At 29.8% G+C, this 11,815-nt stretch carries 13 protein-coding genes; 3 read left to right on the forward strand and 10 right to left on the reverse strand.

The genetic code is table 11. The annotated features are described in order from the left end of the window. Window positions 1-52 precede the first annotated feature (52 nt). The 3 genes from GOQ27_RS01385 to GOQ27_RS01395 all read right to left on the reverse strand — a co-directional run bounded on the left by GOQ27_RS01385 (window position 53) and on the right by GOQ27_RS01395 (window position 4,743). Window positions 53-3,157: an efflux RND transporter permease subunit gene (locus GOQ27_RS01385; protein ID WP_203365024.1), complete on the reverse strand. Its 3,105-nt coding sequence runs from the start codon at window positions 3,155-3,157 to the stop codon at window positions 53-55. After that, window positions 3,157-4,044, reverse strand: a complete 888-nt coding sequence (locus GOQ27_RS01390; RefSeq protein ID WP_203365025.1) for an efflux RND transporter periplasmic adaptor subunit — start codon at window positions 4,042-4,044, stop codon at window positions 3,157-3,159. The genes GOQ27_RS01385 and GOQ27_RS01390 overlap by 1 nt, the downstream gene beginning before the upstream one ends. 162 nt (window positions 4,045-4,206) lie before the next feature. Then, window positions 4,207-4,743, reverse strand: a complete 537-nt coding sequence (locus GOQ27_RS01395; RefSeq protein ID WP_203365026.1) for a hypothetical protein — start codon at window positions 4,741-4,743, stop codon at window positions 4,207-4,209. A 384-nt stretch (window positions 4,744-5,127) separates the two neighbouring features. Between GOQ27_RS01395 and GOQ27_RS01400 the strand changes: the two genes are divergently transcribed. Further along, window positions 5,128-5,457 (forward strand): PadR family transcriptional regulator, encoded by a 330-nt coding sequence (locus tag GOQ27_RS01400; RefSeq protein ID WP_203365027.1) that lies wholly within the window; start codon window positions 5,128-5,130, stop codon window positions 5,455-5,457. Beyond that, entirely contained in the window at window positions 5,454-6,155 is a 702-nt protein-coding gene (locus GOQ27_RS01405) for a DUF1129 domain-containing protein (RefSeq protein WP_203365028.1), read from the forward strand. The genes GOQ27_RS01400 and GOQ27_RS01405 overlap by 4 nt, the downstream gene beginning before the upstream one ends. A gap of 110 nt (window positions 6,156-6,265) precedes the next feature. Here GOQ27_RS01405 and GOQ27_RS01410 read toward each other — a convergent pair whose 3' ends face one another. The 4 genes from GOQ27_RS01410 to pyrG all read right to left on the reverse strand — a co-directional run bounded on the left by GOQ27_RS01410 (window position 6,266) and on the right by pyrG (window position 9,751). Further along, window positions 6,266-6,955, reverse strand: coding sequence for a hypothetical protein (locus tag GOQ27_RS01410; protein ID WP_203365029.1), 690 nt, complete (start codon window positions 6,953-6,955; stop codon window positions 6,266-6,268). A 57-nt stretch (window positions 6,956-7,012) separates the two neighbouring features. Beyond that, window positions 7,013-7,216 (reverse strand): nucleic acid-binding protein, encoded by a 204-nt coding sequence (locus tag GOQ27_RS01415; protein ID WP_203365030.1) that lies wholly within the window; start codon window positions 7,214-7,216, stop codon window positions 7,013-7,015. Between the two features lie 126 nt (window positions 7,217-7,342). Continuing rightward, on the reverse strand, window positions 7,343-7,951 hold the full coding sequence (locus tag GOQ27_RS01420) for a DUF3267 domain-containing protein (RefSeq protein ID WP_203365031.1): 609 nt from the start codon (window positions 7,949-7,951) through the stop codon (window positions 7,343-7,345). Window positions 7,952-8,140: 189 nt separating this feature from the next. Beyond that, window positions 8,141-9,751 (reverse strand): CTP synthase, encoded by a 1,611-nt coding sequence (gene pyrG, locus GOQ27_RS01425; protein WP_203365032.1) that lies wholly within the window; start codon window positions 9,749-9,751, stop codon window positions 8,141-8,143. 242 nt (window positions 9,752-9,993) lie between these two features. Here pyrG and GOQ27_RS01430 point away from each other — a divergent pair, with 242 nt between their 5' ends. Next, a complete protein-coding gene (locus GOQ27_RS01430; RefSeq protein ID WP_203365033.1) occupies window positions 9,994-10,167 on the forward strand; it encodes a hypothetical protein in 174 nt (57 codons plus the stop codon). A gap of 331 nt (window positions 10,168-10,498) precedes the next feature. Here GOQ27_RS01430 and GOQ27_RS01435 read toward each other — a convergent pair whose 3' ends face one another. The 3 genes from GOQ27_RS01435 to GOQ27_RS01445 all read right to left on the reverse strand — a co-directional run bounded on the left by GOQ27_RS01435 (window position 10,499) and on the right by GOQ27_RS01445 (window position 11,681). Further along, window positions 10,499-10,852 carry a hypothetical protein gene (locus tag GOQ27_RS01435; protein ID WP_203365034.1) on the reverse strand — a complete coding sequence of 118 codons (354 nt, stop codon included), beginning with the start codon at window positions 10,850-10,852 and terminating at the stop codon, window positions 10,499-10,501. Window positions 10,853-11,103: 251 nt separating this feature from the next. Then, window positions 11,104-11,265: a hypothetical protein gene (locus GOQ27_RS01440; protein ID WP_203365035.1), complete on the reverse strand. Its 162-nt coding sequence runs from the start codon at window positions 11,263-11,265 to the stop codon at window positions 11,104-11,106. Between the two features lie 149 nt (window positions 11,266-11,414). Continuing rightward, on the reverse strand, window positions 11,415-11,681 hold the full coding sequence (locus GOQ27_RS01445) for a hypothetical protein (RefSeq protein ID WP_203365036.1): 267 nt from the start codon (window positions 11,679-11,681) through the stop codon (window positions 11,415-11,417). Between the last annotated feature and the right edge of the window lie 134 nt (window positions 11,682-11,815).

Raw genomic sequence — 11,815 nt, forward strand, 5'->3', positions numbered from 1 at the left:
TGTATGTGAAAGTTTCCGAAAGGTGAGACAGGGGGACGGTTCTCCTGTCTCATTATCCAAATATTTTACGTTTAACCTTTACTGCGATGTCATCAAATATGGTATACATTACTGGGATAAATATCAATGTTAGTAGTGTTGATAATAACAGACCTCCTATTACTACTGTTGCCATTGGAGATTGTATTTCTGAACCTTCTCCTAAACCTATTGCTATTGGTAATAGTCCTAATACTGTTGTTAATGTGGTCATTAGTATTGGTCTTAGACGGATAGGTCCTGCATTTGTTATTGCTTCATTTCGATCTTCTCCATTGGATCTTCTAGTATTTATATAATCTATCAATACTATAGCGTTATTAACTACTATTCCTGCTAGCATTATGGTACCTATAAGGGATGTTACATTTATTGTTCTTCCTGTTATGAATAATCCCAAGGCTCCTCCTGCTATTGATAGTGGTACTGTAAACATTATAGTAAAGGGATGTAGTAAAGACTCAAACTGGGATGCTAGTATCATATATACTAGTACTATAGCTAGTATCAATGCTAATCCTAAGTCACTGAAGGATTCTTGTAATTGCTCATTTTCTCCTCCAATATCATAGCTATATCCGCTTGGTAAGTTATAATCATCTAGTTTCTCTTCTATATCAGACACTATACTTCCTAAGTCTCTTCCTGCTATCTGACTATTTACTGTAACTACCCTTGATTGGGCATCTCTATTTATAGCTACTGGTCCTCTAGCGATTTCCACATTAGCTACTTGATTTAATGGTACTACTGAGCCAGTTGGGGTGTTTATAGGTAAATTTTTAAGGTCTGATATACTTTTTGAATATATATCATCTCCTTTTATTACTACGTCTATTTCGTCCCCTTCCATTTTATATCTTGTAGCTGTATTTCCTGATACAACAGTTTTTACTGTGTTTGCTATTTGAGCTGCTGATAATCCATATTGAGTAGCTGTTGTTCTATCTACATTTATCTGTACTTCTGGTATTCCTTCTCCAATATTATGACTTACCTCTCTAGTACCATCTACTGATTCTACTATTTGAGTAAAATCCTCAGATATTTCTTTTAATGTATCTAAGCTGTCTCCTTTTATTGCTATACTTACAGGAGCTCCTGCCATGCCCCCAGACATTCCTCCAAGACTATTACTTGTTACTTCCACTGTAATATCTGCACCAGGAATATTATCTAGTTCTTTTCTAATATCTTCTGCTATTACAAATGTGCTCTCTTTTCTATCTTGTTTTAATAGTCCTGTTATTGATGCACTATTTTCAGTATTTCCTCCTACAGAGAACTGACCACCGGAACCCACCTTTGTAAATAGGGTATCAATAATATCCATTTCACCTAATCTCTCTTCTACTTCTAAAACTACATCATTAGTTCTATCTAATTCTGAACCAGTGGGTAGCTCAATTGATACGGTGAACTGACCTTCATCTGTAGCTGGAATAAATTCAGCTCCAACTTGAGTTAATGATACTATACTTAATACAAATACTAATATAGCTATAAAAACAGTGGATTTTCTATGTCTTAGACTCCATCCAAGAGCCCTTTTATACCACTTTTCTAGCTTTCCAAATCCTTTATCAAAGCCATCAAATATAAATGATAGTAGTCTAAACTTTTGATTATGCTTTTTACCTTGACTATCATCTACTTTTAATATTTTAGATGATAACATTGGTACTAATGTTAATGATACCCCTAAGGATGCTATTAAAGAAAATGTTACTGTTAATGCTAATTCCTTAAATATTGTAGATGTAATTCCTTGAACAAATACTATAGGAAGAAATACCGCTACTGTAGTAAGGGTTGAAGCCGTTACTGCCATTGCCACTTCTTTAGTTCCCTTTATAGCTGACTCTACCTTTGAAAATCCATCTTGTCTATATCTATATATATTCTCTAATACAACAATGGAGTTATCTACAAGCATTCCAATACCTAGGGCTAGACCTCCTAAGGTCATAAGGTTTAATGTTATATCATTAAAGTATATTAGTGAAAATGTAGCTATTACAGATACTGGAATAGCTGCTCCTACTATTAATGTAGTTCTAATATTTCTTAAGAATAAGAATAGAATTATTACAGCTAGTATTGCTCCTAATGCAGCTGATTGAACAACTGTATTTATTGAGAACTTAATAAAATCTGCTTGATCTATTACTACTCTAAAATCTCTAGTAGGGTATTCATCTTTTATCTTTTCGATTTCTTCATTAACTTTATTAGAAACATTAACTGTATTAGTTCCTGATTGTTTTTGTATTGATATACTAATACTGTTTTCTCCATTAGTTTTAGATATGCTAGATACATCTTTATTTGCTATATTTACCTCAGCTATATCCGAAAGTAATATTACTCCTCCAGTTGGTAAAGTTATAGGAAGATTACTTATTTCATCTATTTCTTTAAATTCTCCTGTGGTTCTTATTGTTAAGTCTTGAATTCCTTTTTCTACAGATCCCCCTGGAAGATTTAGGTTTTCAGCTCCTAGTCTTTGAGCTAAAGAGTCCATAGATATTCCATAGTTCTGTAATTTCTGTTGATCTACCTTTACCCTTACTTCTCTTTCATATCCTCCACTTATATCTACACTAGCTACCCCTTCAATTCTTTCTAATCTAGGTTTTATTATATCCTCAGAAAATGATTGTAGCTTTGATAAGTCTTTACTTCCTGAAAGGGAAGCTTCTATGATAGGCATGGCATTTGGATCAATTTTAAGTACCATAGGAGAGTTAGCTCCCTCGGGTAAGAATCCCTTAACCATATCCACCTTTTCTCTCATTTCTAAAGAAGCAAAGTCCATATCTGTTCCAAAGTTAAACTCAGCTATTACCACAGAGCTTCCCTCAGAGGATACACTTGATACATTCTTAATATTTGATACTGTGGATACAGATTCCTCTATAGGTCTAGTTATAAGATTTTCTATTTCTTGAGGACCTACTCCACTGTATGTTGTCTGAACTATTGCTACTGGCACATTAAATTCTGGTAATAAATCTATTGGAAGTCTTGTTAAAGACACAAACCCTAAAAGTATAACTATGAGGGTTACCATCAAGATAGTGATGGGTCTCTTAACCGAAATATCAGTTAAATTCATTATTTCTCACCTCTTACAGTCTCAACTTCAGAACCATCTTCTATATAGTTTTGACCTTTTACTATTACCTTCTCTCCTGATTCTAATCCTGAAACTATTTCTGTGTAGAGTCCAGTATCTAAACCAGTTTTAACTTCCTTTTCTTTTGCTAATCCCTCTTCTTCTACAAAAACTACTTTTCTATCTCCATCATCTAATATTGCTTCACTTTTAACTACTAATACATTTTCTCTTATATTAGTATCTAATTTAACTGTTGCAAGCATCCCTGGTTTAAGGTCATTTAGTTCATCTACTAGAACAATGTTTGCTATATACTGCTGACTTCTTTCATCTGGAGCAGTACTAATACTTGCTATTTTACCCATTAAGTTTTCTTTTTCTAAAGCACTTATTTTTATATCAACTTTTTTTCCTATAAATAATTCAGTAATTAGATTTTCAGTTGCATTTATTGATATTGTCATTGGATTGTCATCCGCTACTACAACCATAGAAGGTTGTATATTTGAAGTTACTTCATCTTCTTTTATATTTATAGCTGCAACTCTTCCCTCTACAGGAGATAAGATTTCTGTAACCTCTTCAGAGTCTTCTATCTTTAAAGTAAATAATACTTCATCCTTTTCTACTTTTGATCCTCTAGATACTTTTATATCTTCTACCTCTGCAGCACTTTGAGGAATAATCATCATTTCTTTAGCTGGTACTGCTCTACCACTTAATGTTATCTCATTAGATATTGTATCTTTCCTTGCAGTCTGTAGTTGTACTGGTATTTTTACTTCTTCTTCAACTTCAACTTCAGGTTCCTCTGTTGTACATGCTGAAACGAAAGGTAATAGTACAATCAGTAGTACCATTAATATAGTTATTTTCTTTTTCATCTAAATACCTCCACTATTATAATTCTAATTCTATTTAAGAACCGACCAGTCGGTCAGTATGTTTCTATTATATTTTTTAAAAGAAAAAATGTCAATATAAGTATTGACATTTTACTCAGAATTAATAATTAAGTTTTGTTTATATGCTGAGATCTATGTATATTAAATAATAACTAAAAATAATAGTCCTAAGCCTATCATGAAAACTCCAAATGAAGGAAATATGCTAGTATTAATATTTTCAATTCTATACTTTAACTCTTCCTTTAATTCTTTATAGAAATATAAGTGTTTAACTTCTTTTAAGTTTAACTCTACTGTATTTAATGATTGAGTATAAGATATAGTACGATTATCATAGTCAGTTAGTATTAATTTCTTTTTTCTTTCTTCATAAGATATATTCTTTTCTTTTAGAATATCCATAAGTAAAGATGATATCATTTCATTATTAATATTAACTATAAAATACTTATTTCTCCCTACCATGATTGCTATAGCCATCATAGGTATTATTACAACTAATATAATACCTATGTATACATCTTCAATAAAGTTTATTGAAGGGGCTAATAAAGGCATAAGTGCAACAATTACTTTAATTTTTTCAGATCTCATCATAAACTTTTTTCTAGTCATAATGATAAGTCCAAATAATATCATTAATAATGCTATAAGTGTAAATATAGTTTTAAACATCGGTCTTCCCCCTTATGTATTAGGTCTATTTTACCATATATTAGGAAGGTTTGTAATAAAAAATTCTATTAAATATTTCGTGAATAATAATTATAAATAACTATAAATAATGATACTTCCGTTAAAACTTATCATTATAATACTTTAAAGATATTAGCATACTTATTATATGAATAATCTAATTATTAAAGGAAAAGAAGCTTCAATAACTTCTCCTAATAAGTATACCTTCCATGAAATTTAATAATTTTTTCCTAAATATATTGCATATATTATATTAATGTGTTAAATTATAGTTACTAGCATGCATTACAAGATAGTGTAGAAATTATGCTTGGCATATTTTTTTGATATGCTATATTGTATTACAAGGTAGGTGATTAAATGACACAGAATACTCAATTGTTAAAGGGAATATTAGAGGGTTGTATATTAGAAGTTATCAGTATTAATCCTATTTATGGGTACGAATTATCTGTAAAACTCCAAGAATATGATCTTAATGTAAGCGAAGGTTCAATATATCCAGTACTGTTAAGACTCCAAAAAAAGAAACTGATTAAAGGAGAGGTGAAAAAATCTCCGAATGGTCCAAATCGTAAGTATTATTACTTAACAGAAGAGGGAATTAAATCTTTAGAAGACTTTAAAGAAAATTGGAATAAAATAAGAAATCAGGTAGATAACTTATTAAATTGGGAGGAATTAGAGTGAAATCAAAAGAATTGATAAGACTAAATAATGAAAAAAGAGAAAAATTAACTGAAGAAAATAGAAAGTACTATGAAAAGATATTAATATACATTCGTGTATCATTAGCCAAGAGAGAGCTGGAAACAGAAGAGATATTATCAGAACTACTCGATCATTTATTAGATGCTCAGTACAAGGGAAAATCAGCAAAAGAAGTATTTGGAGATAATCCAAAGGAATATGCTGATGAGATTGTTAGAGAGTTGCCTAAGATAAATTTAAAGGATACAATGTCATTATTATCATCAGGATTATTAGTGTTCATCGCAAGTGCTTTATTATTTTCCGGAATAGGTGATTTATTTATTTATTTTGTAGTAGATTTGAATGTTCTAACAAAAGAAATATTCATAGGTTCATTGCTTTTAGAATCAATACTTTCAATTATATTAGCTACTACTTTATTATATTTAATTATTAATTTTATCAAATGGTCAATATTTAAAAACTTGAAATCTATTACGGAGTTTTTTATACTGTGGATAAGTGGAATGATTTCAGTGGGTCTATTTATGTTAATATTCTGGTCTATTCCTAATTTTGGACCTACCATTAAAATACATAGTTATGTAATGATCCTCTTTGGAGTAATTATATTTATTGGATTACTTATAAACCGTATTATAAATAAAAGAAAAAAAGATAAGATTATTGAATAGTCTTATCTTTTTAGTTTTCTTTCCAATGAGTCTTTATACCAATGTTTATCATTATTTTGAATAGTTTACATTTATACAACTCATAATTAAGGTTATTAAATAATAACGCCTCACTTATCACCCCGGACTATATTCATCACTTCTTCATTTTCATTATATATTTCTATTTTATAGTCCTGGTCTTGCCAATTATAGTCTGCCTCAATTTTATCCAGAGTCCTACTATCTAAGTCTATATCTATAGTTTCATTTATACTAGAAGAACTTCTTTCTCCATAGGTAAAATGGTAGGCTTCCAAGTCAACATGTTCTTTTCCTATATATTCTTGTATGTCTTTTGGATAGTAAAGTCTTATTTTAAATTTATTTTCATTTTTATTAAAATCTTTTAACTGTATATTAAGTTGTAGAAATGCTTCGTTATTGATCCGGGATATATGTAGATCAGAATCTTCTATTTCTATACTTTCTAATTCATCTCCCATTATCCAGTGATAGTTTGTCCGTGCTACATCTAATGTTAATTTCATTATTGGAAGTATAAATATTACTATGAATAAAAACACTATTAATTTATTTCTGTTCTTATATCTATCCAATCTAGTTAAACCCAAAAAGCCTACTATAAATAATATTAAAGGAGCTACTCCCCACAGATACAAAGTTCCTCCTCCTATTTTTATGGGTCTAATGATGTATTCAGCTATTGAATAGGAGTCATGGGGTATTTTATATGTAGTTAAAACTGATAAATATAGAATACCTATATATTTTAATAGATTTTTATTACCTTTACTCAAAAACTAGCCCTACTCCTATGCCTAATATTAATCCAATTAACTTTACCTCCATTATTATCAATCGATAAATTCTTTATATTCATCAATATATAAAGCTACATATCCACAATTAGGGCATACAGCAGCTTTAGGTTTAGCTGATATACTATTTAAAAAACCTTTACTCTTCTTTTTAATCTTAATTCCATACATACCACCTTCAACATTAACACTACAATCTTCTATCATTTCTGTTTGACAATGAATACATGTTTTTTTCATCTTTTATATCTCCTTATATGTATATTCTGTTGAACTACATTGATAAGATTCTTCCCTCTGGTCAGAATGACAAAATTAATAATCACTATGTATTGTCATCCTGAATGAAATGAAGTATCTTATACTTTAGCATTCTTTCCAATAACTTTTTATACCATTATTTGTTATTAAAGCCTTTGACGGTACTTGAGGATATATTAATAATATATTCAACACATCCACCGATGCCCCTGCTGCATTTAATATCATATATACTTTTAATGATGTAGTTAGTAGTCCTAAAGGGACTAATACTAAAGGTAGTATGATAGACAAAATCACAAATGGAGCAAGGGATATAAGTATGAATCTATTTCTTTTCACTTTTTCTTCAGTGTGAACAAAGCCTTCAAAGAGAGTAAGACCTATATATGTTTTATCTGATCTTATGAAGTTAGGAACAAATACTAAATGCATAAGTTCATGTATAGAAGTCATTAATATTAAACCTAGTAGATGAAAAAAGTTTAATGTAATTTCTACTCCTGATTCCATAATACCAAATTCTTCTAATGTAAAGGGAGATACTATATTGATCATTAATATAGTTATAGCTATATTAATGATCATAAAAGGTATTGAATACAATATCATTTTTCTTATACTATCTGGTTCCTTTAATGTATTCCATCCATTACTGAGTAATTCTCTTTTCTTCTCTTCGCTACCTTCAGGTAGTGTTTTAGCATATTTCATTGTATTCCTCCCCTATTATATTTTTAAGACTCTTCGGCAAGCTCAGAGTGACAACCATTCCTCTATCCAGAGGGACAGCAACTTATGCTGTCATCCTGAGCACAGCGAAGGATCTTTGTTTTAAAATGATCTAATCTGAATACTAAAAAAGAGACATTACCATTAAGTAATGTCTCTTATATTTTACTATTATTTTCCTTTATTTTCAAATGATGCTTTTATAAAATCTCTAAATAATGGGTGACTTCTTGTAGGTCTAGATTTGAACTCTGGGTGGAATTGACTAGCTACAAACCATGGATGATCTTTTATCTCTACGATTTCAACTAATCTCTCATCAGGAGATACTCCACTTATAACCATACCTTTTGCTTCTAATCTATCTCTATATTGATTATTAAACTCATATCTATGTCTATGTCTTTCATATACTAAGTCTTCACTATAGGCTTCTTTAGATTTACTACCTTCTGCTATCTTACATGGATATAATCCAAGTCTCATTGTTCCGCCCATATCTTCAATATCTACCTGCTCTGGCATAATATCAATTACTGGATGAGTAGTGGATGGCAATAATTCAGAACTGTGAGAATCAGATAGATTTAATACGTTCCTTGCAAATTCTACTACTGCCATTTGCATACCTAGACATATACCTAAGAAAGGAACCTTGTTTTCTCTAGCATATTTAATAGCACATATTTTTCCTTCTATACCTCTATCTCCAAAACCACCAGGAACTAATATCCCATCAGCATCCTTTAATATCTCTTCACAGTTTCCGTTATCTATCTCTTCTGAATGAACCCAATCTATATCTATTTCAACTTCATTAGCGATTCCTGCATGTCTTAAAGACTCTGCTACAGAAAGGTATGCATCTTTTAACTCTACATATTTACCTACTAAAGCTATCTTAACTTTATCCTTAGGATTCTTCATTTTTCTAACCATTTCTGTCCATTCAGTTAAATCTGGCTCTTTTACATCAAGGTTTAACCTCTTTGCAACCATTTGAGGAAGCCCTTCTCTTTCAAGCCATAGAGGAACTTCATATAATGTTTCTGCATCTAAATTCTGAACCACATTATTATGGTCTAAATTACAGAACAAGCCTATTTTTTCCTTTATTTCTTGAGATAATTCATGCTCTGTTCTACATACTATCACATCAGGTTGGATACCTATACTTCTAAGTTCCTTTACACTATGTTGTGTTGGCTTAGTCTTTATTTCTCCAGCTTTTGTTAGGTATGGAACTAATGTAACATGTAGATACATTACATTTTCTCTACCTACATCATATTTAACTTGTCTTATAGCTTCTAGGAAAGGAAGACTCTCAATATCTCCTACTGTCCCTCCAATTTCCGTTATAACTACGTCTACTTTTTTCTCTTTAGATACTCTATAAACTCTATCTTTAATCTCATTAGTTATATGAGGTATTACTTGAACTGTTCCTCCAAGGTAATCTCCTCTTCTTTCCTTTGTAATAACTGACCAGTATACTTTACCAGTAGTTACATTGCTATTCTTACTTAAATTTATATCAATAAATCTTTCATAATGGCCTAGGTCAAGGTCTGTCTCTGCACCATCGTCTGTAACAAAAACTTCTCCATGTTGATAAGGACTCATAGTTCCTGGATCCACATTTATGTAGGGATCAAATTTTTGTATAGTAACCTCAAGCCCTCTACTTTTTAAAAGTTGTCCTAGTGATGCAGCAGTTATCCCTTTTCCTAATGATGAAACAACTCCACCAGTAACGAAAATATATTTAGTAGATGACATAGCTTTACCTCCTCATTTTCCTTTAGTTTAGTCGTAACAATTCTCTCGTTCACATATATAACTATAGTATTGTATCTTACGGTATATAATATGTCAATATAATAGGAAGATTTATATATTATTTTGTCAAAACTTAATATTTAATTGATACCCAAATTTATTTTCCATAAAATTCAAAAGTATTATATAATAGATTCAAAAGGAATTAATATGAAAAGGAGAAATATTTTGGAGGTGTAATTATGTCTAAAAATACAAGAGCTTTATTATCAGGATTATTTACCTTTATTGTAGTTATGTTATCTGAGTATTTAATCGATGAAACCCTAATTAAATTCCTAGTAGGAATTCCTATAATGGCATTAGGTATAATCATTATATTTAATATAAAAAAAGATACGGATAAACAAAGCTAATGCTAATATAGATTATTAATAAATTAGAACATACATTTTATAGATATATTAAAATAAAAGGCTGTGTTAGTCTATATTGTTGATATTATTTAAGTAAGGTCTGATTTGTCATAATATAGCTAGAATTTTAATTATGACAAACTCAAAGGGTAAAAAATAGAAAGGATAGAATGCAAAAAGCACTCTATCCGAGTAGTATCAATAGCTATGCAGATTTCTCTGAGTTTGTCATAATCTACATTGTGACAAATTCATATTTATATTTTGATTCTAATAGTCATAAAATCTAATTACGAAAATAAAGAAGATATTAAACTGTCAATTCAACCAATTACAACCAATGAAGTGGTATAAAAGGTAAAATCATTTTAATAGTTAGGGATAATGGAGCTCCAACTCCTCCCATCATAGATATAAACATTAAAATTAAAATAATACAAACATTAATTAGTACTAATAATATGTTTATTAGGTTTAGACCAAGAAAATAAATTAAAATAATAGAGCTATAAAACCCTATCCACACTAAAGGTATAGGATTAAAAAGTTCATTACTAAGAATACCATTTATATTTAATACAAATATTGTAGGATATATTAATGGTAAAATCATTATAATTACTTTTAAAAACTTGTTTTTTTGAATTAATGTCTTTAAATTACTTATATTTTCTTTTATAACCATATCTACTAACCTCCTTTATTTTCCCATAATTTTACTATCGCCAGTTTTATTTTCAATTGAGTTCTATTTAATCCATCATCTATATTTTACCATTTATGAGAATTCATAGCTATAAAATCTCCTGAGTTTGTCATAATTACTATTGAGTAAAACTCAGATTAGAGAATAAGGTGTAGTTTATAAAAAATGCGAAGTGACTAAACTTCGTATTATACACACATAATCTCATTATAAGCTGAAATTAACCTAGATTATTCATCTTTACTAAAAATTCCAACAAGGGCAACAATTACGCCAATTGGAAATCCATAACCCCCAATTACATAGCCAAATGTTCCCCAAACTTCATTCATAAAGTACAAGCAAATCAAGCAAATCAATAATCCCAATGAAATTATTTTAACAGACTTCATAGTAAAATACCCCCTTTTATAACTTTCTCTTATCCATACTATTTTAAATAATATTTATTTCGTATTTATCTACGACTACGACACAAAATATAAATAATAATAACGGAATATTGGATTTGAAAAATGAATCACTAAGTTCTGTATATCTATTATACAAAACCAAACATAGCTATAATTACAAAAAAAGTAAATATCAAAATAATATTTAATAACAGATATAACCATTGTTTTTTATATATACTAAAGCCACTTCCTATTATTCCTAAAATAGGATTTATAAATATACTTACAAGTCCTATAGGTCTCGGACCTTGTCCTACTATACTTTCTAAACTATCATATGGAATTATATAAGCTATAATTAATAATAGTATTCCCACTATAACTGTTAATTTTGGTATTATTTTCGCTTTCACTTTATCAATTCCTTACTTATTTTATTTTTCGTATCTTGTCCCACGTATTTAAGACATAATAATCTACTCTTAGTGAACCTCCCATCACTGAAGTGACGGGCTTCCTTTTCAACAGCTTGCGCCTTCTATGAAAG

The sequence above is a fragment of the Anaeromonas frigoriresistens genome, from assembly GCF_016820655.1.
Taxonomy (GTDB): domain Bacteria; phylum Bacillota; class Clostridia; order Tissierellales; family SIT17; genus Anaeromonas; species Anaeromonas frigoriresistens.

Coding starts and splice junctions, on each gene's coding strand:
- GOQ27_RS01385 (WP_203365024.1), bottom strand. CDS start 3,157: ATGAATTTAACTGATATTTCGGTTAAGAGACCCATCACTATCTTGATG.
- GOQ27_RS01390 (WP_203365025.1), bottom strand. CDS start 4,044: ATGAAAAAGAAAATAACTATATTAATGGTACTACTGATTGTACTATTA.
- GOQ27_RS01395 (WP_203365026.1), bottom strand. CDS start 4,743: ATGTTTAAAACTATATTTACACTTATAGCATTATTAATGATATTATTT.
- GOQ27_RS01400 (WP_203365027.1), top strand. CDS start 5,128: ATGACACAGAATACTCAATTGTTAAAGGGAATATTAGAGGGTTGTATA.
- GOQ27_RS01415 (WP_203365030.1), bottom strand. CDS start 7,216: ATGAAAAAAACATGTATTCATTGTCAAACAGAAATGATAGAAGATTGT.
- GOQ27_RS01420 (WP_203365031.1), bottom strand. CDS start 7,951: ATGAAATATGCTAAAACACTACCTGAAGGTAGCGAAGAGAAGAAAAGA.
- pyrG (WP_203365032.1), bottom strand. CDS start 9,751: ATGTCATCTACTAAATATATTTTCGTTACTGGTGGAGTTGTTTCATCA.
- GOQ27_RS01430 (WP_203365033.1), top strand. CDS start 9,994: ATGTCTAAAAATACAAGAGCTTTATTATCAGGATTATTTACCTTTATT.
- GOQ27_RS01435 (WP_203365034.1), bottom strand. CDS start 10,852: ATGGTTATAAAAGAAAATATAAGTAATTTAAAGACATTAATTCAAAAA.
- GOQ27_RS01440 (WP_203365035.1), bottom strand. CDS start 11,265: ATGAAGTCTGTTAAAATAATTTCATTGGGATTATTGATTTGCTTGATT.